The sequence below is a fragment of the Corynebacterium sp. c7Ub_26 genome, assembly GCF_053760365.1.
Genome location: NZ_JBSNBL010000003.1, coordinates 113,147 through 136,476 on the forward strand (window position 1 = coordinate 113,147; position 23,330 = coordinate 136,476).

Annotated in this window: 17 protein-coding genes and 2 pseudogenes; 9 read left to right on the top strand and 10 right to left on the bottom strand. The window is 55.6% G+C overall.

What is annotated here, in order from left to right; all coding sequences use genetic code 11:
* The first annotated feature begins 419 nt into the window (after window positions 1–419).
* Window positions 420–884: a hypothetical protein gene (locus ACWORE_RS06285; RefSeq protein ID WP_052292322.1), complete on the top strand. Its 465-nt coding sequence runs from the start codon at window positions 420–422 to the stop codon at window positions 882–884.
* 85 nt (window positions 885–969) lie between these two features.
* On the opposite strand, the gene guaA is transcribed toward ACWORE_RS06285, so the two are convergent.
* The 3 genes from guaA to guaB form a co-directional block, all read right to left on the bottom strand.
* A complete protein-coding gene (gene guaA / locus ACWORE_RS06290; protein WP_012730993.1) occupies window positions 970–2,544 on the bottom strand; it encodes a glutamine-hydrolyzing GMP synthase in 1,575 nt (524 codons plus the stop codon).
* Between the two features lie 67 nt (window positions 2,545–2,611).
* A complete protein-coding gene (locus ACWORE_RS06295; RefSeq protein ID WP_448234568.1) occupies window positions 2,612–3,766 on the bottom strand; it encodes a GuaB3 family IMP dehydrogenase-related protein in 1,155 nt (384 codons plus the stop codon).
* A 124-nt stretch (window positions 3,767–3,890) separates the two neighbouring features.
* Window positions 3,891–5,405 (bottom strand): IMP dehydrogenase, encoded by a 1,515-nt coding sequence (gene guaB, locus ACWORE_RS06300; protein ID WP_455303183.1) that lies wholly within the window; start codon window positions 5,403–5,405, stop codon window positions 3,891–3,893.
* A 119-nt stretch (window positions 5,406–5,524) separates the two neighbouring features.
* Between guaB and ACWORE_RS06305 the strand changes: the two genes are divergently transcribed.
* On the top strand, window positions 5,525–5,893 hold the full coding sequence (locus ACWORE_RS06305) for a DUF5319 domain-containing protein (protein WP_296137416.1): 369 nt from the start codon (window positions 5,525–5,527) through the stop codon (window positions 5,891–5,893).
* Between the two features lie 47 nt (window positions 5,894–5,940).
* Here the strand turns inward: ACWORE_RS06305 and ACWORE_RS06310 are convergent, their stop codons facing one another.
* Window positions 5,941–7,050, bottom strand: a complete 1,110-nt coding sequence (locus tag ACWORE_RS06310; protein WP_455303184.1) for a hypothetical protein — start codon at window positions 7,048–7,050, stop codon at window positions 5,941–5,943.
* A 168-nt stretch (window positions 7,051–7,218) separates the two neighbouring features.
* Window positions 7,219–7,830 carry an RNA polymerase sigma factor ShbA gene (gene shbA, locus ACWORE_RS06315; RefSeq protein WP_296137193.1) on the bottom strand — a complete coding sequence of 204 codons (612 nt, stop codon included), beginning with the start codon at window positions 7,828–7,830 and terminating at the stop codon, window positions 7,219–7,221.
* Between the two features lie 764 nt (window positions 7,831–8,594).
* Here shbA and ACWORE_RS06320 point away from each other — a divergent pair.
* On the top strand, window positions 8,595–8,882 hold the full coding sequence (locus ACWORE_RS06320; RefSeq protein WP_455303185.1) for a WhiB family transcriptional regulator: 288 nt from the start codon (window positions 8,595–8,597) through the stop codon (window positions 8,880–8,882).
* On the opposite strand, the gene ACWORE_RS06325 is transcribed toward ACWORE_RS06320, so the two are convergent.
* Window positions 8,879–9,964, bottom strand: coding sequence for an FUSC family protein (locus tag ACWORE_RS06325; protein ID WP_455303186.1), 1,086 nt, complete (start codon window positions 9,962–9,964; stop codon window positions 8,879–8,881). The two genes, ACWORE_RS06320 and ACWORE_RS06325, sit on opposite strands and share 4 nt — an antisense overlap.
* A gap of 285 nt (window positions 9,965–10,249) precedes the next feature.
* Between ACWORE_RS06325 and ACWORE_RS06330 the strand changes: the two genes are divergently transcribed.
* The 4 genes and pseudogenes from ACWORE_RS06330 to ACWORE_RS06345 all read left to right on the top strand — a co-directional run bounded on the left by ACWORE_RS06330 (window position 10,250) and on the right by ACWORE_RS06345 (window position 17,638).
* Complete coding sequence (locus tag ACWORE_RS06330) at window positions 10,250–11,176, top strand: DedA family protein (RefSeq protein ID WP_455303187.1); 927 nt, start codon at window positions 10,250–10,252, stop codon at window positions 11,174–11,176.
* Window positions 11,177–11,639: 463 nt separating this feature from the next.
* A pseudogene (locus tag ACWORE_RS06335) lies at window positions 11,640–14,472 on the top strand (DNA methyltransferase).
* Window positions 14,469–16,480, top strand: a pseudogene (locus ACWORE_RS06340) (DEAD/DEAH box helicase). Before ACWORE_RS06335 ends, ACWORE_RS06340 begins: the two co-directional pseudogenes overlap by 4 nt.
* On the top strand, window positions 16,481–17,638 hold the full coding sequence (locus ACWORE_RS06345) for a GIY-YIG nuclease family protein (protein WP_455303188.1): 1,158 nt from the start codon (window positions 16,481–16,483) through the stop codon (window positions 17,636–17,638).
* Between the two features lie 127 nt (window positions 17,639–17,765).
* Here the strand turns inward: ACWORE_RS06345 and ACWORE_RS06350 are convergent, their stop codons facing one another.
* Window positions 17,766–18,419, bottom strand: coding sequence for a hypothetical protein (locus ACWORE_RS06350; protein ID WP_455303189.1), 654 nt, complete (start codon window positions 18,417–18,419; stop codon window positions 17,766–17,768).
* A gap of 847 nt (window positions 18,420–19,266) precedes the next feature.
* Here ACWORE_RS06350 and ACWORE_RS06355 point away from each other — a divergent pair.
* Both ACWORE_RS06355 and ACWORE_RS06360 read left to right on the top strand, forming a co-directional pair.
* Complete coding sequence (locus tag ACWORE_RS06355; protein ID WP_455303190.1) at window positions 19,267–20,130, top strand: aldo/keto reductase; 864 nt, start codon at window positions 19,267–19,269, stop codon at window positions 20,128–20,130.
* Between the two features lie 9 nt (window positions 20,131–20,139).
* Window positions 20,140–20,547, top strand: coding sequence for a MerR family transcriptional regulator (locus ACWORE_RS06360; protein ID WP_455303191.1), 408 nt, complete (start codon window positions 20,140–20,142; stop codon window positions 20,545–20,547).
* Between the two features lie 48 nt (window positions 20,548–20,595).
* Here ACWORE_RS06360 and ACWORE_RS06365 read toward each other — a convergent pair whose 3' ends face one another.
* The 3 genes from ACWORE_RS06365 to pyrE form a co-directional block, all read right to left on the bottom strand.
* The gene (locus ACWORE_RS06365) at window positions 20,596–21,951 is read right to left on the bottom strand and encodes a glycoside hydrolase family 76 protein (protein WP_455303192.1); all 1,356 of its coding nucleotides are present in this window, start codon (window positions 21,949–21,951) and stop codon (window positions 20,596–20,598) included.
* 115 nt (window positions 21,952–22,066) lie between these two features.
* Window positions 22,067–22,786: a TrmH family RNA methyltransferase gene (locus ACWORE_RS06370; protein WP_455303193.1), complete on the bottom strand. Its 720-nt coding sequence runs from the start codon at window positions 22,784–22,786 to the stop codon at window positions 22,067–22,069.
* Complete coding sequence (gene pyrE / locus ACWORE_RS06375; RefSeq protein ID WP_455303347.1) at window positions 22,779–23,261, bottom strand: orotate phosphoribosyltransferase; 483 nt, start codon at window positions 23,259–23,261, stop codon at window positions 22,779–22,781. The genes ACWORE_RS06370 and pyrE overlap by 8 nt, the downstream gene beginning before the upstream one ends.
* Window positions 23,262–23,330: the final 69 nt, after the last annotated feature.

Sequence of the window (23,330 nt, forward strand, 5' to 3'; positions counted from 1 at the left end):
CACACCCAGCGCGGGATAGAAATGGCTTTTCACCTGCTCATACATAAGACCACGAGGTGACAAAAAGAGAGACAACCACTCCATCCACATCGTTCGCAGAGTGGACGATATACGATTTTTAGAATGTACGTACCCATAAAAATAAGCCACTATCGTCCACCTTCTTCTTCGTTGAGCGTCGGCTATACTTCATACTCATCGCACCTTCAAACCGAAGGAGCTATGAACAGTTGTACCGATCCACCCGGACATAAAAATCGAAAACTCGTGGAAGTATCGTACACATGTTCGATATAAAAAGTCTAGAGGGGCACACAACGCACCCCACACGCCCCCACACACAAAGAAAACGCCTGGTCAGTTCCCCAGACCTAGGCGCACTAGCCGCTACTGATCGTCAAACAACTACCCTGAAACATATGACTAACTACGACACTCACCGCGACAACAACCGTGAAACATCCGACCACGAACTATCTGAATCCGAGTACATCACCACGGTCTCGACGCCGAATCTGGTACGAACTATCGCGTCGCTTCTCCTCGGTGGAGCCGTGGGAGTCATGGGGTTCGCTATCGCGCCGCTGCTTAAAGTCATCCTGCTCATCGTCCTCGCAGGAGCTGGGCTACTTTTCATCACTATTCACCCGTACCGACGCGACGTGAGCGCCGCCTACATGAACCGATACGGGGAATACCGGACCACAGTCCGACGGCTCATACCCCTTTTCCCCGACTGGCTAGCCCTCATGATCCTCCCCGTTATCCCCATGCAGGGAACGTTCCTGGGCATCATCGCCTTCGTCGTAGCCAGTGTCTATAACTACCTCGTTTTCCCCTGGATCGACGGCACCGCGTACACCCAAGAACCGGACACCCCGTAGTGCCGACGGGGACTCCCCCGATTCACACGTCGACAGGGTCCCCGCTCAAGCGCCGGCCGACCCCCGATTCACACGCCGACGCGGGCTACTCCCACTCAATCGTTCCTGGGGGCTTCGACGTGCAATCCAACACCACGCGGTTCACTTCAGCGACTTCGTTGGTAATGCGGGTCGAAATCTTCTCCATCACGTCGTAAGGAATGCGCGTCCAATCCGCTGTCATCGCATCCTCCGACGAGACTGGCCTCAACACGATCGGATGGCCATAGGTCCGGCCGTCGCCCTGCACTCCCACGGACCGCACATCCGCCAGCAAGACCACGGGGCACTGCCAAATCGAATCGTCCAGCCCCGCAGCGGACAGCTCCTGGCGGACAATCGCATCGGCCTCGCGGAGCGTCGCCAAACGGTCAGACGTAACCTCACCGATAATGCGGATACCTAAGCCCGGACCAGGGAAAGGCTGGCGCGACACAATAGCACTGGGCAAACCGAGCTCGCGCCCCACCGCACGAACCTCGTCCTTGAACAGCAAACGCAGCGGCTCTACCAGCGTAAATTCAACATCGTCGGGCAAACCGCCCACATTGTGGTGGCTCTTGATATTCGCGGTACCGCTGCCCCCACCGGACTCCACCACATCCGGGTACAACGTACCCTGCACGAGAAAATCAACACGCGCACCCTCCGGAGCATCGGACAACACACCGGCAACAGCACGCTCAAATGAACGAATGAACTCGTTACCGATCGCCTTACGCTTCTTCTCCGGGTCCGTCACGCCCTTCAACGCCGACAAGAATGCGTCGGTTTCGTCGACTGTGACCAAGTTCGCACCCGTCGACGCAACGAAATCATTCTCGACCTGCTCGCGCTCCCCCTTGCGCAACAAACCGTGGTCAACGAAAACACAGGTCAAGCGGTCACCAATCGCCCGCTGCACCAAGGCAGCAGCGACGGCCGAATCCACACCGCCAGACAGACCACAGATGGCCCGCCCCTCAGGCCCAACCTGCTGACGAACCTGTTCCACCAGCTGATCGGCAATATTGCCGGGCGTCCACGTCTGCTTCAGCCCAGCTATCTGCGTCAAGAAACGCTCCAGGACCTTCTGTCCCTCGGGCGAATGCATGACCTCCGGGTGGTACTGCACACCGGCCATGTGCCGATCCGCATCCTCGAACGCAGCGACCGGTGCTCCGGATGAGCGGCCTGTTACCACGAAGCCCTCCGGGGCCTCGGACACGGCATCGCCGTGGCTCATCCATACGTCATTCACCGCGCCGTCGTGCAGGAGGCCGCCATCGCCGACGATGGACATCGTCGTCCGGCCATATTCGCGGTCCCCCGTGCGCGCGACCACTCCACCTAACGCGTGCGTCATCGCCTGGAAACCGTAGCAAATGCCGAACACGGGAACGCCCAAGTCCAGCACCGACGGGTCAAAAACAGGAGCGTCATCAGCGTAAACGCTGGAGGGTCCGCCCGAGAGGATCAGCGCAGCCGGGTGCTTCGCCTTGATTTCCTCCACCGACGCGGTGTGCGGAATGACCTCGGAATAAATGCGGGCCTCACGCACGCGCCGAGCAATGAGCTGGGCGTACTGGGCACCAAAGTCAACGACAAGAACAGGAGACGGGGTTTGTTGCTGTTCACTCACGCAGAAGACTCTACCGCGTCAGATGGACAAACCTCGACCCCGTCTCACACTCCAAGGTCATCACCAGCTACAGCCAGGACCGAACGCTCAACTGAACCTTCTGGAAGTCCTTCAAATTCGTGTACCCAGCCTTCGCCATCGAACGACGAACACCGCCGATCAGGTTCAAGCTGCCGAATGGTTCCGTCGCCGGCCCCATGAGAACTCTCTCCAAGGACGGAGCCTCATCGCGCTCAATGACAAGGTTCTCAATGACCCCACGCGGGAAACGCGGGTGCGCAGCCACCGAAGGCCAGTAGTATCCGGTCGCTGCAGCCTCCTTGGCCTGCGACAACGGGCTACCCAACATCACAGCGTCAGCACCACACGCGATAGCTTTCGCCATCTCGCCCGAGGTTTCCAACTCACTATCCGCGATCACGTGGACATACCGGCCGCCGGTCTCATCCAAATAATCACGACGAGCAGCGGCCGCGTCGGCAATGGCCGTCGCCTTCGGAGCATCAATACCCAGCGTGTCTGCATTCGTCGTCGATCCACCGCCGACGATAATGCCGGCTGCACCGGTCCTCATCAGATGCATAGCCGTCGTGTAATCCAATACGGACCCCGCAATGACAGGAACATCCAGCGAGCCGATGAACTCCTTCAGGTTCAGAGGTGTTCCATCAGCCGACACGTGCTCGGCCGAAATCAACGTCCCTTGAATGACCACAATCTCAGCACCCGCCGCGACCACCACCGGAGCCAGCTCACGAGCATTTTGCGGCGAAACGCGGACCACCGTCGTCACGCCCGAAGCACGAACGTCGCGAATACGGTCCGACAATAAATCCTTATCCAGGGGCAGACCATGCAGCTTCTGCAACAGCGGGATAGCCCGATTGGTCATCTGCCCATCGTCATAGCCCTCTTCGTCGAAGGCCGTCGACACGATCTGCTCCACAGCAGCGCCCATGTCCGCCACTCGGCCCCACAAGCCTTCAGCGTTAATAACCGCAGCGCCCCCCAGGCGGCCCATTTCACTAATGAAATCCACGCTGGTTAATGCGTCGCTCGGTTGTGCCAGGACAGGAATGCCGAAGTGGTACGCGTCGATCGTCCACGACGTATCCACATCTTTCGACGACCGCGTGCGCCTATTAGGCACGATCGTGATGTCATCGAGCCCGTATGTCCGGCGAGCTTCCCGCCCCAAACCAATTTCCACAACTTCACGCATGATTTTTCTGTATTTCCTCACAGTGACAGGCAGCCCGAACGGGCTGCCGACAACAAAAACAATTCACTCGGCGCCCAACACGCCTGACGACGAAGGCCGCGCGTGGCCGACACGGGCGACGCCTCTAGTGCTGGTAATAATTGGGCGCTTCCACCGTCATCTGGATGTCATGCGGATGCGACTCCCGAAGGCCCGCCGCAGTGATCTGCACAAACTTGGCGTCGTGGAGATCGTCGATCGTTGCGGAACCGGTGTACCCCATGGCGGCACGCAAACCACCCACGAGCTGATGAGCAATGCCATCGATGTGCCCGCGGAACGGAATACGCCCCTCAATGCCTTCGGGAACGAGCTTCTCTTCGCTGCGGACATCCGCCTGGAAGTAGCGATCCTTTGAGTACGACCGCTGCTCACCCTTCAGGCTGCGACCCTGCATAGCCCCCAGCGAACCCATACCGCGATACATCTTGTACTGCTTACCATTCACGGTGACAACATCCCCCGGAGCCTCAGCAGTACCGGCCAGCAGCGAGCCCAACATCACCGTGCTCGCGCCAGCAACCAGGGCCTTCGCGATATCGCCGGAATACTGCATACCGCCGTCGGCAATAACTGGAACCCCGGCGTCATGCGCAGGAACGGAGGCTTCCATAATCGCCGTGATCTGCGGCGCGCCCACACCCGCAACAACCCGCGTCGTGCAAATAGAACCAGGCCCAATGCCCACCTTGATGGCATCGGCGCCCGCATCGATCATGGCCTGGGCTGCCTCACGCGTCGCCAGGTTGCCACCAATGACATCAATGCGGTCACCGAATTCCTTCTTCACCCGCGCGACCATGTTCAGAACACCGGAATTGTGTGCGTGAGCAGTATCGACAACGAGAGCATCAACACCCGCATCAACCAAAGCGCCGGCACGCTTCCATGAATCCTCGCCCGTACCGATCCCGGCGCCGACGATCAAGCGGCCTTCCTTATCCTTCGATGCATTCGGGTACTGCTCACGCTTCACGAAGTCCTTCACCGTGATCAGGCCCGTCAACTTGCCCGCCGAATCAACAATCGGCAACTTCTCCACCTTGTGGGTGGACAGCAGGTTCAGAGCAGCCTCCGCCGAGACACCCTCCTGGGCAACGATCAACGGCATCGGCGTCATAACGTCGGCAACCTTGCGAGACAGATCAGACTCAAACCGCATGTCACGGTTGGTGCAAATGCCGACCAACGTGCCCTCGTCGTTAACCACGGGCAAACCGGAGACACGGAACTTGGCACACAGCTCGTCGACGTAACCGATTGTGTCGCCCGGCGAACAGGTAATGGGGTTCGTGACCATACCGGCCTCGGAACGTTTCACTACCTCCACGTTCTGGGCTTGGTCGTCGATAGAAAGGTTGCGGTGAAGGATGCCGATGCCGCCCTGCCGAGCCATCGCAATGGCCATCCGAGACTCTGTCACCGTATCCATCGCCGCGGATACCAGCGGGATACCCAGCCGGATATTGCGCGTGAGCTGCGCAGATGTGTCCACTTCGGAAGGAATCACATCGGAGGCGGAAGGAATTAGAAGGACATCATCGAAAGTTAGACCTACAAGAGCAACTTTGTTGGGGTCGTCGCCACCTGTGCGTTCCACTATTTATCTCCTAGGACCATGACGAAAGCGAAGTGCCACCACGCACTCTTTTGTCATATGCTACCGCAAAGATTTTGTGGCACATGAGCTAGCCTAGTGGGGTGAACTTCGCAGACCATATGCCCCCGGACCCATTCGCGGGAGATCCCAATGATCCCGTCTCTTTCCTCGACCCCGATGAGCCTATGGAACCCCTTACCGACGAGGAAAAAGGCGAAGTCATTATCGAACTTCACCACGTGCGGGAGATGCAGCGTGTTCTCACCCCGCTAGGCATTCGCGGTGTGGAGATGCTGTGCGATGACTGCGAAGAGATACACTACTACGACTGGGGGATACTTATTAACAACCTGCTCGCGCTGTATAACCACGAGCAGCCACCCATTCATGAACCGAGTGCCAACCCCAATCCCGACGAGTACGCTTCGTGGGATTACTGCCTCGGTTTCCTCGATGGGCTCAACCACGGCATCGCCGGGTACCGGTAGAGGCGCGGTCGCACCGGGCCGCACGGTGTGGCGACGCCGACCGGCTTCTACTCCTCGGAGGAAGTGCTTGAGTCGCCCGACGACGGAGACTGGAGCACATCGTCGCTCGAACCATCTGATGACGACGATCCACGCGATGAGCTCCCGCTCCCTGAGTTCGAACCGCTCTTGCTGCTGTTCGACCCAGGCACAGGAGCAGGCGTCACCGTCGTCGTCACGGTCACGGTGACCGTCGACGTTTCAGTGGTCGTCTTGGTGTCCTTGGTATCGCGATCATTCGTGGTCGTCGGATCCTTGCGCGGCTCAGCTTTCTTCGGCTCACCATTGCTCATCGTCTTCTCGATGGTGGTCGGTTTGCCGTCGGACCCCTTCACGACAGACTGATCGGTGACAGTAACCGTCGTCGTTGATTCGTCTTTCTTCGAATCCTTCGAGCCGGAGTCCTTGGCCTTGTGGGCAACTTCGCGCGCCTTTTCCAGCAACTCAGCAGCACCTGGGGTGTCCCCGGCCTCCTGCGTTTCGCGGACCTGATCGAGCGTCGAGGCCAACTCAACTACGGCAGCGTGATCACCGAAGAACCGCTGGTTCAGGCCCCACAGAGGCGAACCGGGGGTCGAGGCGTGGATAACAGCTCCGCCACCGGCAATAAATACACAGGACGCAGCAGCGCCGCCGAGGGCATACATCCACCGCGGGACAGGATTGTGGTTATCGCCATGACGCCACGACCGGTGACGGGGACGACCCGAACGCGAACCCTTGGCGGCATCATCACCCGACGCGTCCCGCTGGTTCTTCCAGGCCGCGAAGTCATGCACCGTGGCGTCACCGCCGCCATCGCGAGTTGCGTCGTCACCAGATTGAGTGGTTTGCCCATCCGCATTCACGGGGCGGAAGACAGTCGTCGGAGCACTAGCAACGGGGGAATCGTCCAGCGCCTCGTCGTCGGAGAAACTATCGAAGAAGCCTAGGTCGCTGAGCTGAGGTGTTGCCGGGATATCACGTTCCGCATCCTGCCGAGCTTGGATGAACAGCTGACCGAGGTCATCGTCGGAGGCAGTACCCCGGGAAAGATTATCAAGGTAGCGGTCAACAGCAGCTAGGGATTCTGGATCGTGCTCAACCCCCTCACGATCCCAGTTATCAAAACCACTCATCTGTTCGCTCCTGCTGTTCCATCCACACCAAAACCGGTTATTACTGTACGGCCCCGCCTGCGGGCGACACCGCACTACGTCCGTCGTCGGCAATAATCACCATCATGGGCACGGTGTTGCCGCCGCGACGTATGTATTTCCTTTGTGAGTTGACCCCCGTGATCACTGTCAGCCCTCTTTGGTCTTGTTGGCCAAAGCAATCGCCTCACCATAGTCAGGCGACTCAGCCATTGCCTTTTTCAATTTAGCAATCGCCCGGAACTGAGCTACTCGAACGGCATTCGGCGTGGAACCAACAATCTTGGCTGTCTCCTCCGAAGTATACCCTTCAAGAACTCGCAAAATAATGATCTCGCGCGGTCTCTCACCCAGTATGTCGAGCAGACGCAGCAGTTTGTTACGGCCATCCGACTGAATAGCCAACTCTTCTGGACCCGCAACATCATGGATGGCTTCAGGGATCTCATCCGTCGGTTGACTGCGGTCCCTCCCCATCGAACGATAGCCATCTTTGACCTTGTGACTAGCGATTCCGTACACGTAGGACATGAACGACGTTCCACGGTCAACAAAGCGATCTATCGACCTCAATACGGCCATGCAAATCTCTTGAGCCATATCCTCCGGACCAGGGAAAGAATCATCTGACAGACGATGTCGGCAGTACACCACCACTTTTGGGTGGATGTAATCCATGACTTTCTGCAAGGCATCCCGATCCCCGCGTGCAGCTGCGGCAACCAGGCCATTAATGGCCCCATCGCTAGCTGCTGCAGACATTAACTTTCTCTTCTTTCACTGCCGACGACGGCTCGTCGGCGCCGTCACCACCGACGAGAACACACCCAATCGCAGCCTCGGGCACTACACCGCGATTCCTCTTGCCTTATTCTGACGTGAAGATCAGAAAAAGACAATTTTATTTGCGTCGATGAATATATAAACAGACAAAGAGCCTGATCGGCGGTGTTTTCGCTTATTGAAAATGGACAATTTATACGACGATGTGTCGTAAAAATATTGCTGCGATTCTATAGAACGCGGATGAGCACTATAGAACCTGAGAAACCAGACTACATGACCGCGCCTACAACCGTCCGCCACTCAAAACTACGACAAAACAGAGAAAACAATCCTATGTATTAAATGCACAGAATTGGCGATTATTTACCCCTCAGCACGGGGGTACCTGTCCGTCGCAGAGTCGGTTTTTGCCAATCGCCCAACGAACCGCGTTCTTAGTGGACGATCATCCGACGAGCCGTTGATTGGAACTATCCCCAACAAGTCTCTGCGTAGAACGCTCACGATTGCTCAACAAGAGGCAGGCCACCTACAACCAGATACGTCAATTACTTTTGCAACCTAAAAGTCGTGTTCTCGTTACGTTCCGTTCACCAACGCGGTCTTGACTGAAGAATGGGCAACCACCCGCCCCGTAGATGAAGAGGTACTGCTACTGCACCCGGTAGAAACCAAAACAAACATGAGCGGCACCACACATCTACATACCACGACCCACATCACACCCGACGGAGGAGAACATGCTTCCTCAGATCCACAACCTGCCCACCCCCACCATCCAGTCTTGGGAATGGCAACGGCATGGATCATGCCGAGACACCGACGCATCCCTCTTCTTTCACCCGGAAGGCGAACGCGGACGCGCCCGTGCCGCCCGCGAACACGCTGCAAAATCAGTATGCGCAACGTGCCCAGTTATTAACCAATGCAGAGAACACGCGCTCTCTGTAGGCGAGACCTACGGCATTTGGGGCGGACTGAGCGAAAGCGAGCGCGACGCCATCGCGCGAACCCACGCCCGCGTTTAACCTTCCCAAATCTGTAGGTTAGAGCCGTCACCTTTCTTGCCTTCCGGCCGCAACACAACTACAGCCGATTCACGCGACAAACCACACACTTGGAGCAGATCCACGATGATGGACCTTGCCTGCGCCATCACAACAATGCCAGAAACACCGGATTTCTCACCATGATCTCCGGACGTCACCGCCGCTGTATTCTTCAGCTGCTCAATCACAGCGGGTAAGCGCTGGGCCTCATGGACCTTTCCCGATTTCCCCTGCTCAGCAAAGATCGATTCTAATTCCTGACAGGCATGTGCCAACGCATGCAAAATAACTGGAATACGCTCATCAACATCTTTCTGGTCCGAAATGATCGTGGCGGCCCGGCGCGCTAGAACACGAGAATTGCGCATCGTATTGTCCACTGGCGACAAAATCTGACTCATCTTCCGCATGTCACGACGCGCACCCCAATAGAATGGGGACAGTGCAGCGACCTCCGTACCGCCCTGTACAGCGGCAATCATGGCATTAATCCGCGCCTGAGTTCCTCGGGCAGATACCAACGCGTCAGAGACCACTCCCACGTCGTTGCTCCTCAGTCCGCGCGACACAGTGCCAAGAACACGCCCCGCATGGCCAATCACTCGGCTTACTTCACGGCGCGCAGGACGAACGGCGCTATTAGGCACCAAGGCGATCACCATAATCCCAATGAGGCCGCCGACCAGGGCATCGATCATTCGGGTGATGCCACCCATTGTCCCCGGAGGCATAATCGTCGCTACCAAAACAGCCGAGCACGTTGCCTGGATAGGAGCCAGTGGGGACTTATCGAGGAATAACGCGGCCGCCAGGGCACAGGCCACGGTGATGGCGATCTGCCAAGATCCCGTCCCAATTCGGGAGATAATAATGTCTCCGATCCCAATCCCTAAGGCCACTCCCACAACAAGTTCGACCGAGCGGCGCAACCGGCCGACAGTGCTGGTGCCGAGCGCAATCACCGACGCCATGGGAGCGAAGAACGGCTGAGGGTGACCGATCACATGGTGCGCAAACCAAAATGCAATCCCGGCGGCAACGGAGCCCTGGATCACTATCATTTTGCCGTCGCTAAGCCGCTCTACACCGTGGAAATGATTCACACGTAAGAAGATACGGCACGGCGAGAAAAGCCGTGCATGGTGAGGGGAATTTGGCCATAGCAAACGGAATTGGATACCAATGTTAGCTACGTCACTACCCATAGCAACTCGCCGCCCCTATCCCGTACACCACGTCCTTTACCACTCATGACCTGCATCGTGATGCCCCATTAAGGAATTTCACAGGAAACTCACGGTTTCGGAGTCAAAAGGATGGATCGGTACCAAGTATGCTGTGGGATCATGAGTGCACTGACCGCTGTCGACCTCACTGTTCTTACCCAAGCGTTCACCATGGGTGGTACAGGGGTAAAAACATTCGCTTCCGCCGCTCTTGCTAACGGCACAAACATGCTTGCCGACGCTGCTACGTCGGCACGAGCAACGCTAGCGGCCTCTGCCGACCTGGTACCGCAGCTGCGCACCAGCGTCCTCGCCCAGGCGAGCGAGACGGTGACAGCAGCTCCGAAACTGCTGGACCCGATGTACTGGCTGGGCGCCGATAGCCCCTTCGGGCACCTCATTCTTCCCGGCCTCGGGCTCATTATTTTCGTGGAAACCGGGCTCGGGTTCCCCCTCCTCCCCGGTGATTCCCTGTTGTTCACCGCGGGCATGCTGGCTAACCAACACAACGGCTTCGCCCCCGTGTGGCAGGTGCTTTTGGTCTCCATTGCCTGCGCTATCGCTGGCGACCAGTCCTCCTATTGGATTGGTCGGAAGCTCGGCGACCGAATCCGGAAACGCCCTGACGGTCGCATCTTTAAGAAGGCCTATATCACTGAAGGCGAGGCGTTCTTTAAGAAGTGGGGGGCGCTAGCTGTGATCCTGTGCCGGTTCGTGCCTATTGTCCGCACCTATGCCCCTATGACTATCGGCATGGCGCGGATGAACTATGCCCGCTTCTTCCTTTTCGACATTTGCGGCGGGTTCCTGTGGGCCGGTGGCGTGACGGTTCTCGGCGTGTGGCTGGGGAGCTTCACCTTCGTGCGCGAGAATATCGAGCTTATCTTCCTGGCGATCGTGTTCATCTCTATCCTGCCGGGGATTATCGGTGCGATTAAGAAGTCACGTGCATCGAAGGGGGCTGCTACTAGCGACGACTCTGCTGCTCCGCTGGCTGCGCGTGATGCTAAAGAGACCCTGCACGAGCGCGAGGCTAGCGAGTCGTAATCTCACCGGTTTATGAAGCGCATCGCGCGGGGAGCGTTACAACCGGTGCCCGCTGCCTCCAAAGTCACAAACAAACTGACGAAAACTTCGAGTTAAGTCTTAAAGTTTTGGATATTTGGCGTGAACTGCGGCGCTCAACGCCACTTAGTGGGAGTTTGTGAGTGACAAACAGTCACAAAAGTTACAAACATTTGTAGTTTAAAAATGCACTCTGAACTGCTCGTTTATAGTTTCCAGACCGCGAAACTGTCACTAAACTGTCAAAAGTGTCACTTTTTGTCGGTTTAAGTGTAACTTTGTGCAACTTTCCGTGGCTGACGGCAAACAAAAAGCACTACCAGCCGGGGAGAGAGATGACAGTCAGAAGTACACCCATATCGTGAGGAAACCATTCTCAAGGTCAGTGCGGTCCGATAAACTGGCAGCACGTAACTCCCGCCGTGACATTTAGAAGGCTCTACCCGTGCCCCTGCTCAACATCAAAACAATCGAAGAACGAGTCAAAGCTCTCGCCGGACGCGAAGAGTACGATGATGAGCTGCTCTTCGAACTTCTCTCGGCATATGGCCGCTCTAATAGCAGCATCACCCGGCTCCGCAACGGCTCTATCAACATAGCCGAGGATCCCTCGCGGGAATACGCACAGAAAATGTCGTGTACTACCAGAATATCGCCGATCCCAGTGAGACCTCGGATGCTAACCGGTCAATCACACAGCTTTCCCCCGCTGAGCGGGAAACTCGCCTTCTAAAGGCGGTCCAAGGACTCCGCCAGCACGAGCGCGTCGTTCGTTTCACTACCCGCTTCGTCATCGCCTCGGACAATGAGTGGTTAGCGGCTATAGATACAAAGACTAACGAGAACCGAATCTTCCCCATCGCGCAGATCAATAAGCACTACGCCTTCTTCCTCCCCTGGGCGGGAATGGAAAAGGCACAGTTCAAGCCCGAAAAACATGCAGATACTAAAGCTGCAGAAAAAATGGGGAAGCTCTTCGACGCCCTCGTCACCAACAATGCAGTCACGCTGGCCACAGATGCGGACCGCCACGGACTCAATATCTTCTTCACTCGACTACTCTTCTGCTACTTCGCGGAAGATACCAACCTCTTTCCCGAGGGAGCCTTTACCAAGGCGATCGCGTCCTACACGCAGGAGGACGGCTACGATGTTGCGAGCGTCATCACCGAGATTTTTGCTGCGTTAGATATGGACGATAAGTCCCGCCTACCTGAACACCTCCAGGTTTTCCCCTATGTCAATGGACATCTCTTTTCTGCCGACGCTCTCTACCAGGTTCCCAGTTTTGACCGAGAGTCCCGGGATCTGTTGATCGAACTGGGACGGGTGATCTGGAAAGACGTGAACCCCGACATCTTTGGTTCCATGTTCCAAGCTGTAGTGCAAACGGGCTCTCGCTCCGAGCTGGGACAGCACTACACCTCTGTGCCCAACATCCTGAAAACCATCGAGCCGCTGTTCCTCGATGACCTCAAGGAACAGTTCGACGCCGCCTACAACTCCGTCCCGAAACTGGAGAAGTTGCTGAATCGGATCGCCGGTATCAAAGTTTTCGATCCTGCTTGTGGATCGGGGAACTTCCTTGTCATCGCCTACAAGGAACTGCGACGTCTAGAGCATGCGATTCTGGACCGGCTCGCATATCTGAGTCCCAAGCACCAGACGCTATTTTCTGATTCCGTCGTGAAGGTCGATCACTTCTATGGAATCGAGATCGACGATTTTGCAGCCGAGGTTGCCATTCTGGCTCTGTGGATCGCCAAACACCAGATGAACCAGGAGTATCTGGATAAGTTCGGCTTTCAACTACCAATGATTCCGCTACGAAGCATGGGGCAAATTACCTGCGCAAATGCCTGTCGCATCGACTGGGATGAAGTTTGTCCCCATAATCCTGAGGACGAGGTGTATCTGATTAGCAACCCGCCTTATCTGGGTTCAAATGGGCAAACAAAGGAGCAAAAAGAAGATCTAAGAATTGCTTTCAATTTATCAAGCCATCCTAAAAAAGCTGATTACATCTTTGGTTGGTTCACTCTTGGAACAAAGTACATCAAAGGGACACAAGCTCAGATCGCATTCGTCTCCACTAACTCTGTTACGCAAGGTGAACAAGCAAATATTCTTTATGAGGAAATATTTGGTCGAGGCTTAGAGATCGGCTATACATACACTTCGTTCAAGTGGACTAACTCAGCAAAGTACAATGCAGGAGTTACAGTGGTGGTTCTTTCTATCAGAAACACTTCCAATAAGCCAAAATGGGTTTTTGATGACTCAATACGTCGGAATGTCAATCACATAAATTGTTATTTGCTTGACTCCGAGATTCCTATCGTTAAAAGTAGAAAAAATAAACAAATTTCAACTAACCTACCATCAATAGTTAAGGGATCGCAGGCGACTGGCGCAGCGTACTTAACGCTTTCAGCGGAAGAACGAATTAGTCTATTAAGTAACTCTCCTGAATCTTTTCGGTATATTAAGCCTTTTATCGGCTCAGATGAGTTTATCGATAGAAGTGAACGTTTTGCATCTGGGTACCCGATAAATACGCTGAGGATGCCTATCAGCTATCAGAGCTCTCCCAACGGTTCGAACTTGTTAAAGCTCAAAGATTGGCTAGCCCAAAAGCTGCTACTCAAAAGTGGGCTTCAAAACCGTGGGCTTTTACGGAAAACCGCTACAAGCCCACGGACTCGATCATCGTGCCCAGCGTCTCATCTGAACGGCGCGAATACGTCCCGATTGGTTTTCTTGGCCCCGATACCGTCATTTCGAACCTGGCCTTCGCTATCTACAACGCCGAACCGTGGCTCTTCGCCCTACTCACCTCCAAGATCCACATGGTCTGGCTGGGCGCCGTTGGCGGGAAGATGAAGACGGACTACCGCTATTCCAACACCATCGTCTACAACAACTTCCCCGTCCCGCACCTCACGGGCCCGATGAAAGAAAAGCTCACGCGAACGGCACTGAGGATCCTGGATGTGCGGGAATACTTCTGCGAACTCACCCTTGCTGAGCTGTATGACCCAGACACGATGCCGCACATGTTGCATGAAGCTCATGCCGACAATGACGCGCTCGTGGATAGCATCTACCGCAAATCAGGGTTCGCCTCCGATGAAGAACGACTTGCAGCTCTCTTCAAACTCTACGAGAAGTTGGCCTCAGAAGAAGCAAAAGCTCTCGAAGCCGAAAGAGCAGCCAAGAAAGCAGCTAAAACCACCACGCGGCGGCGTCGGAAAACCAAGAAAGAGGCAGATAAATGAGTGAGCAATCAAAGCCTGACATCAACGCCATGAACATCGTGGATGTGACCTACCAGCAATCAGGGAAGTCCGTGGCCATGAATGAGCTGGGCATGCGCGAAATGCAGGCACGTGTGTGGGAAGCGCGTGGTGCACAATACCTGCTCATTAAAGCGCCCCCGGCCTCCGGTAAATCGCGCGCGCTCATGTTCGTAGCGCTGGATAAGCTCTTCAACCAGGGGCGCAAGAAAGTCATCGTCGCTGTCCCAGAAAGATCTATCGGCGGATCCTTCGGTGATACTGACCTGCAGGCTAACGGGTTCTTCGCCAACTGGAGCGTCAAACCGGAAAACAACCTATGCAGACCGGGATCCACGGCATCCATGGTGGAATCCTTTAGGCGTTTTATGGCAAACAAAGATGCCATACTCGTTTGTACCCATGCCACACTGCGCTATGCCTTCGATGCGCCCTCCCCCAAGGATTTCAACGGCTGTGTGCTGGCGATCGACGAATTCCACCACGTCTCCGCCGACCTAGAGAACAACCGCCTGGACGGAGTGCTGCGCGACGTCATGGCCAAGTCCGATGTCCATGTAATCGCAATGACTGGCTCTTATTTTCGTGGCGACAGTGTGCCCGTGCTCACTGCAGAAGATGAAGCCAAATTCACACCAGTTACCTTCAACTACTATGACCAGCTCAACGGATACCGATACCTACACTCCCTAGGCATCGGACACCACTTTTACCAAGGTCAATACACCGATAGCATCGGCGGAGCTCTCGATCTTGACCGCAAAACGATCATTCATATCCCGTCGGTAAACTCTGGCGATTCCACCAAAGACAAATATGAAGAGGTCGGCAGGATAATAGACGCCATCGGTAAGGTGGTCGAAACCAATGAGCACGGAATACACGTTGTACGCCGCCGAGATAATGGCAAACTCATCCGCGTAGCAGATCTCGTGGATGACACAGACCAAAAGCAGCGTGTAGAGGTGCTTCACTACCTTTCCACCGTGGCATCTAAGGACAGAGATGCAGTAGACATCATCATTGCTCTCGGCATGACAAAAGAAGGCTTCGACTGGCCTTATGCCGAACACGCTCTGACCATCGGCTACCGCGCTTCCCTGACGGAGATCATTCAGATCATCGGACGGGTTACACGAGACTGCGAAGGGAAATCGCACGCGCAATTCACCAACCTGGTCGCTCAGCCTGACGCGGATACCGGCGATGTGACCCTAGCAGTGAACAATATGCTCAAAGCCATCACTGCATCCCTGCTGATGGAACAAGTTCTCGCGCCGAATTTCACCTTCAAAGCAAAGAAAACTGATGATTCTAACAACGAAACGGACAGAGGCGTAGTCAAGATCCAGGGCTTCCAGGAGCCCTCTACAGCGCGAGTCAAACAGATCGTGGACACAGATTTAAGCGATCTCAAGGCCACAATTCTGCAAGACGTCACATTCGCTAAAGCTGCCGCCGGTGGAATGGAGCCTGAGACCACCAATAAGGTGCTGATTCCGCGGATTATCCGAGAGCGCTACCCAGACCTCAATGAGGCGGAAGTCGAAGAAGTCCGACAGCAGGTAGTGGTTGACTCTGTGATTAAGAACGGCGAAGTAAGGGAAGTAGGCGACGATCGTTTTATCCGCATGGCGGACAAATTTGTGGATATCGAGGAAATCAATATCAACCTCATTGATTCCATCAACCCGTTCCAAAAGCGTTTGAGATCATGAGCAAAAACGTGGACACCACAGTGTTGCGAACGATTCAGGATGCGATCACGGCTTCTAAAGTCGAAGTGACAGAAGCTGAGGCGCTACAGATGGCGCCGAAGATTAAGGCGTTCGTGGAAATGCACAAGCGCAGGCCCGACTCACGCTCTGACAGTCCGCAGGAAAAGCGGCTAGGCGAGATTCTGCTGTGGTTGCAAGCAAAGAAGCGGCAACTGAATGCCACTAAACAGAACACGGAAGGCGAGCAGGAGCCCCAGAGGGGTGAAGGATAGATGTCAGAGGAGTTTTCTCCTGAACTCTTAGAATTACTGGAAAATGACACGGAGGGGCTCTTTGATGAGCCGGCCAAGCCACGCAAACTCACCAGTGATGATCGGCTTGAGCGGGCTTTTATAGAAGTTCTCGAGTTCTATGACCAGAACGGTCGTGAGCCATCACCGGATACTCTCAACATTGCAGAGCGGAAGCTCGGGGCTCGCCTTGTTGGTATCCGCGCCGACGACAAGAAACGATCCGCCCTCGCCCACCTCGATGATGTAGGACTGCTAGATCCTCCTGAGGTACCGGACTCCGTCGATGCCCTTCTGGAAGACCCAGAGTTCGGCGATGATATACTCGGCAACATCCTGTCTGATGGGGAGAAAGAATCTGACCTCTACGATGTCAGTATCCTTCCGAAGACGACGCGTAAGAGTGCCGACTCTGTAGCCAAGCGTAAAAAAGCGAAGGACTTTGACCAATTCCGTGACTTTTTCAAGAAAAAGCACGAAGAATTGCGAAACGGCGCCGCTGCACTCGCAGAGTTCTCCGGCGAAACGTCTATCGCCGAAGGCAAGTTCTTTCTGCTCAAAGGTGCTCTCGTATTCGTAGCGGAAGTTCACGACCCCGAGCCCAATGCGCCACTCGATTCTAAAGGCAAGCCGAAAGCCCGCTTGCGGCTGATTTTTGAAAACGGAACCGAGAGCGCCATGTATGTACAGTCTTTCGCGATTCGCCTTTACGAGGAGGATGGAAAAGTGCTTGCCCGGACGACACCTATCCAAACCTCGGAAATCGATGGCGAAGAGATTGCTTCTGGGTATATCTATGTCCTGCGCTCCTTGAGCGATGATCCTGACATCAAACAGATCAAGAACCTGTACAAAATCGGTTTCACTACTGACACCGTCGAAGGACGCATTCGAGGCGCAGAAAAATCAGCTACCTATCTATTTGCGCCTGTCGAAGTAGCCGCAACCTACAGGCTGTATAACGTCAAGGCGTCGGCTGTCGAAGCTGCGATCCATAGAGCGTTCTCCCACGCCCGATTAGAAATTACTGCTCAAGACCCCAATTCCTTAGACAGTTCAGCAAAGGCTACTCATGTCACCGAGTGTTTTGTAGCTCCTCTGGACTCGATCGACAAAGTGATAGAAGAGCTCTTCTATTAAAATCGTTCACAGAGGACAGGGACTTAGCTGTTGCAGGAATGTTCAATACCTGCCTGCCAGCCGTGGAAGATAAACCACCTCTAGCGCATGACAGCTTCATCCTCGAAATACCAAAGCTTTATCGGGATTATTGAATTTTTTGAAGACTAGACTCGGGCGTCCATCTCCATCTTTCCCCCACAGAGTCCTCAAATTCAATAGAATACACACAATAATCATTCGAAGTCACTATAGGAGAATATTCCTCTAAGCTATTGATGGCCTTCGGAAAATCCCAGCTAATATGAGGCTTTCCCCATCCGAGACTTTTAACGAAAAACTGGCCCGGTGGTAAAAACTGAATCTTTAATGGATCTTTTTCATAATTCTTAGTACTTGCTTTAATCTCTACATCACGAACAACTCCTGCCGAACTGCCATCATTTAAAACAATAAGACCCCAATGATCGTCATTATCTTTAGCCCACCAGGAGATTACAGAGCGAGCCATGCTCCGAGCTTCATTAGTCCTTTCCCGTTCGTGACGCTCTAGCTCGATTTCACTCTGAATACGGGAGTTTTCCTTCATCCATCTATCATGCTCCTCTCTTCGATGGGCACGTTCTTGTTCGAATTTCTGTTGCTGTTCTTGCTGATAACGCAAGGCCTCACTGTTTTCCCTAGAGGCTTTCTCAGCATCGTAAGATTGCTTCAGTGCGTATAGGCTGATACCCAACCCCGCGAGCGATGCCATTGCGCCGAGAAAGTCAGATAGTGAGCCTAAACCGTCAAAAGAAAACATCCGCAAGCACCTTCCGAAGAGATGATCGACAATCAAAAACTCGGGATTCGTAAGACTACAGTGAAAATCCTAGCCGACAGATCGAGAACAAACTCCACGCTATGTTCTACGCCGTCCCCGGTAAAACAACCCGAAGCAACCTTGAGGATACCGGCTTAAGCTACCCAGCATTCTTCTTTTCTGTATCCCGCCGGCAACTACCCGGCTCTCAAAGTTGAACGTTCCATTCTCCTACCTGGTCACCGCATAGCAGAAAGTAAAAGTACACTCTAAGGCACTCTTGTTGATCCAGCTATCTACTCGCTCCGACTAGGCCCATTCAGACCTACTACAAAGTGGAAAACAAAGAATAATTCGGAATGTGAACTGCAAAGGTAGTCGACTCAGATTCCTCCTAAAGCACCGTACCGAACCTATCCAATTAGTTAAAATATGACCGACAAACAGGACCCTTATTCCTGCTATTCACGCTATCAACGCGACCGGCTCTCTAAATCAACCATAGCTCTTGCCAGAATAAGCCCCACTAGACCCCTGCATAAGGGTCCGCAGAAAGACTCAAAACCTGGTGTTTTACCCTCAGCCATCACCCACGGAAACTAACAAACTCAAGCCCAGCTAATTAAATGTGGCCCATGCAAAGACGATCTTGCACCACACACGGAGGAAAATCACGATTCCGAGGGGAACTCGTCACGATGCCGGTACGTCCTGATTCGCCTACCAGGCTGACTAAGGCGACCTATTCAGCACCCAAAAAATACACCACTACACATCCCAATTCAACAACTTGGGAGTCACTCCCAAGTTGTTGAATTGGACCTAGTCAATCTCAAAGGAGTGCATCATGCTGAAACCACTGACTATGTCCGACCGCCACACGATCCCTGTTCAGGGATTCGGCGTCTATCAGATTCCCGCTGACCAGACGGCCGACGCGGTCGCCCACGCCATCGAGGCTGGTTACCGCCACATCGACACCGCCCAGGCATATTTCAATGAAGAAGCCGTCGGCGAAGGAATCAGCCGTAGCGGTATTGCTCGCGATCAGTTGTTCCTCACCACCAAGGTGTGGCTGGACAGTTACGGCGAGGATGCCACGTACGAAAGCGTGAAAGCCTCACTGGACAAACTGGGCACCGATTACGTTGACCTCATGCTGCTCCACCAGCCCTTCAACGATGTTTATGGAGCTTGGAAGGCGCTCGAGCGCGCTCAGAAAGAAGGGCTGATCCGCTCGATCGGTGTATCGAACTTCACCCCATCACGCTTACACGACTTGGGATCCTTCAACTCCGCCTACCCAGTTGTAAACCAGATTGAGATTAACCCGTTCAATCAGCAAACCGAGCGTGTTGCTCAGCTGCAGAAACTCGGCGTGACCGTCGAAGCCTGGGCCCCCTTCGGCGAGGGTCGTAATGGGCTCTTCGAAAACCCTGTGCTGACCGAGATCGGTAAGCAATACGAGAAGTCAGTCGCCCAAGTGGTACTACGGTGGCTCTACCAGCGCAACATCGTTGGGCTGGCAAAGTCTGTCCACGCCGAGCGCATCCAGCAGAATATTGACATCGAGGATTTCAGCCTGACCGACGACGACATGGCCGCCATCGCTAAGCTGGATTCAGGTTCCTCCCTGTTCTTCGATCACGAGGCGGTCGAGACTGTCGATTTCTTCAAGGATCTCATCGACCAGCGGAGCTCCAACAACTAAGAACACACCATGTTGTATTCGACTAGCGAGGCCTCCGAAGCCAGCGGAATCTCCATTGACACCGTGCGCTATTACTGCAAAATCGGGCTCGTACCACGAGTCATGCGCGATGAAAACAATTATCGTGTCTTTGATGAACACGATATTGCCTGGCTGCGGGGGCTTCGCTGCTTGCGAGAATGCGGCATGGGGATTGAGCAGATGCGTGAGTACATGGAGCTGTGCCTGAAGGGGGAAAGCAGTATTCCTCAGCGCAAGGACATCCTCCATAACCAACGCCACGTTGTCGAAGACAAGATCGCAAGCTTGCGGGACATGCTGGCCTTCATCGATTCGAAGCTCAGCTACTACGACAAAGTTCGCGCCGGTGAGATCAAATACGAATCCAGCCTGCTTACCCCGGTCAAAGACCGCTGACGCCCCAGGTTTATCACGATGCGTCAGCGGGGTGGCGTGCCATAGCCACTAGGCCCCTCGCAACCGCTCGTTATTAACCACCCGGGCAGCAGCTTCAATCGCCCTCCAGCCCGACAACTGTACGGACAGATCACGCTCGGCGATCTCCGAACCTGCTACTGCCCTACCGCTCGAGCCGGCAATCCGGCCACCCGAGCGCGGGATTTCCGCCTGACGCGTCCAATCCGCACTAAAAACGGGGAGGCCGTTGACTTCCAGGCGCTGGTCCCACACCGCGTCTGCCGTCGACACGACAAGTTTCGCTGCCAAGCGCTTTGTCGCGCGCGATAGTTTCTGATCGTCCGGGAGGTCCGTCGCCACTAAAGCTAAGTACCGCACCAGAATGCCGCGGAAGAGTCCGCCATCACCACTGCCGGAACCCTTGATCACGCCGGTGTCCGTCGCCAAGTTGACCGCGATGGCGTGGACTAGGTTGTGGACCCTGGTGATCGAGGACATCGCCACGTCGGAACCGGCGTGCGCCCCGGCGCTGGACGGATCATCCGTGATGCCAACTTCCTCGCGGCGTCGTTGAGCAATCTCGACGCACGCGCCTAAAGCAACGCCCTGGTTGTAGGCGTACACAGCCGTCGAGGGCTCCGGGCCATCCATCTTCATGCGGATGCCATCGATCAAGAGACCGTCCTGGTTGATCAGGTTCTCGAACATCCAGTCGGTGAGGGCCTCGGCCTCGTCCACGCGACCCATCCGCGCCATCATGATCGCCGCCGGGCCATTCGTCGGGACGTTATAAAACGCCTCCCCCACGCGCCAGGGAACAACCCCGGTCAGCGAGTCGACACCGTCGATAATGTTCTGCTGGAGGTCTTTCAGGCTCCTCGCCTGGTGGCCGTGGCCCAGGCCCTCCGCGCGGTCCAGTGCCAACGCTAACCAGGATTTGTCGTCGTAGTAGCGGTTCTTGGTCAGCGGCGCCCCGTTGCGGAGGCGGATTCCCCGCATGGTCCGGCTGATTCGGCGCGAGCGGGACTTCAGCGGACGGCGCGACGCCGCGTCCACTAAGCAATCCAAATAGTGGGCTTGCCACCAGTAATGCCAGCGCAAGAAGAATTTATCCCGCGTCAAGGCCGGCCACGAGACCACAGCGAGGTTCGTCCCCGGCAGGCCCCAGACCCGGCGCGCATGGCGCTCATGGATGGCGTCCTCGGCTAAATCGGCGCGGTGGTCCCACTTCTCCCACAGCTCCTGTTGGCGACGCTGCGGCCGCAACGAGCTGCCACGATGGTTGACCTGCTCGGCGCGGTTAATTCGCGAACTGCCCTCGTGGTCGGGAGTGTCGCCGGCGGTAGCGTCCGCGCTAACGTCTGCGGACGCGTCAGTCTGATTGCTATTTCGTTTACCCTGCATTGTATTAATCGTGCCCTATCGACGGTGTAGGCGCTACTGAACCCACACGATTGGGCGAGCGCTGTGCAGGTACTGCGCGGCCCCGCTGGTGGTCGCCGCCGAGAACCCGCGCGACTCACCACGCTCGCGACAGGTCCACGTGCTGCCTCACCCACGCATGCATCGCGATCCCCGCCGCAACCCCCGCATTAATTGACCGCGTTGAACCAAACTGGGCAATCGACACCGTCTGCACAGCACCGCGCTGCGCTTCCTCACTCACCCCCGGCCCCTCTTGGCCAAACAGGAGGACGCACCGCTCCGGCAACCCGACCGTTTCCACAGGAACCGAACCAGGCACATTGTCCACAGCAATCACGGTGAGATCATGCTCATGCGCCCACTGGAGCACGTCGTTAACCGTCGAGTGATGATAAAGATGCTGGTAGCGGTCGGTCACCATGGCTCCGCGACGGTTCCACCGCTTCTTGCCGACGATGTGCACCGCCTCCGCTGCAAACGCGTTCGCGGTCCTCACGACGGTCCCGATGTTGTGGTCCGACGTGAAATTCTCGATCGCAACGTGGAACGGGAAGCGGCGCGTGTCCAGGTCCGCGACGATGGCCTCGCGCTTCCAATACCGGTACGCGTCAACGACATTGCGCCGGTCGCCCTCGTCCAAGAGCGTGGGATCATAACGATCATCCGTCGGACGTGGTTGGCCAGGATGCTCAACCTCCCACGGGCCAACGCCGACGGGGTGCGGATTCCACTCGGTGGCACCGACGCCAGCTGGTGGTTTGACCGTGCCTGAGCCTGACGCGTGGGGATCCGCCGCGTGGGGTGAATCACTCAAGTCCGAGATCCTTCAGCCCCAGGATGGATCGGTACTCCAACCCTTCCTTGTGGATGGCATCGGCCGCGCCCGTGTTGCGGTCCACGACGGTAGCGACACCGACAACCTCGGCCCCCGCTTCGCGTGCCGCCTTGACCGCGGTCAATGGGCTATTTCCTGTGGTTGTCGTATCTTCGACGACGAGGACGCGCTTGCCCTTAATGTCGGGGCCTTCAATGCGACGCTGCATGCCATGTTTCTTCGCCTCTTTGCGCACGACAAACGCATCGATGGACCGGCCGGGTGCGTGCAAAACGGAGTCGGCGACGGGGTCTGCGCCCAAGGTCAGACCACCGACGGCGTCGAAATCCCAATCCTTGGTGAGCTGCCGCAGAAGAGCGCCGATCAATGGCGATGCCTCGTGATGCAACGTCGCCCGGCGCAAATCGACGTAATAATCGGCCTCTTTGCCGGAGGATAAGGTCACTTTCCCCATTACGACTGCCAGCTCTTTGACCAGCTCTGCCAGCCGGGTCCGGCGCTCTGGGTCCAAATTCTGCGCGGC

Bases quoted from the DNA above. Each gene is read 5' to 3' on its own strand.
- ACWORE_RS06285 (WP_052292322.1), top strand. From the start codon at position 420: ATGACTAACTACGACACTCACCGCGACAACAACCGTGAAACATCCGAC.
- ACWORE_RS06295 (WP_448234568.1), bottom strand. From the start codon at position 3,766: ATGCGTGAAGTTGTGGAAATTGGTTTGGGGCGGGAAGCTCGCCGGACA.
- ACWORE_RS06305 (WP_296137416.1), top strand. From the start codon at position 5,525: ATGCCCCCGGACCCATTCGCGGGAGATCCCAATGATCCCGTCTCTTTC.
- ACWORE_RS06310 (WP_455303184.1), bottom strand. From the start codon at position 7,050: ATGAGTGGTTTTGATAACTGGGATCGTGAGGGGGTTGAGCACGATCCA.
- shbA (WP_296137193.1), bottom strand. From the start codon at position 7,830: ATGTCTGCAGCAGCTAGCGATGGGGCCATTAATGGCCTGGTTGCCGCA.
- ACWORE_RS06320 (WP_455303185.1), top strand. From the start codon at position 8,595: ATGCTTCCTCAGATCCACAACCTGCCCACCCCCACCATCCAGTCTTGG.
- ACWORE_RS06325 (WP_455303186.1), bottom strand. From the start codon at position 9,964: ATGATAGTGATCCAGGGCTCCGTTGCCGCCGGGATTGCATTTTGGTTT.
- ACWORE_RS06330 (WP_455303187.1), top strand. From the start codon at position 10,250: ATGAGTGCACTGACCGCTGTCGACCTCACTGTTCTTACCCAAGCGTTC.
- ACWORE_RS06345 (WP_455303188.1), top strand. From the start codon at position 16,481: ATGTCAGAGGAGTTTTCTCCTGAACTCTTAGAATTACTGGAAAATGAC.
- ACWORE_RS06350 (WP_455303189.1), bottom strand. From the start codon at position 18,419: ATGTTTTCTTTTGACGGTTTAGGCTCACTATCTGACTTTCTCGGCGCA.
- ACWORE_RS06355 (WP_455303190.1), top strand. From the start codon at position 19,267: ATGCTGAAACCACTGACTATGTCCGACCGCCACACGATCCCTGTTCAG.
- ACWORE_RS06360 (WP_455303191.1), top strand. From the start codon at position 20,140: ATGTTGTATTCGACTAGCGAGGCCTCCGAAGCCAGCGGAATCTCCATT.
- ACWORE_RS06365 (WP_455303192.1), bottom strand. From the start codon at position 21,951: ATGCAGGGTAAACGAAATAGCAATCAGACTGACGCGTCCGCAGACGTT.
- pyrE (WP_455303347.1), bottom strand. From the start codon at position 23,261: ATGGGGAAAGTGACCTTATCCTCCGGCAAAGAGGCCGATTATTACGTC.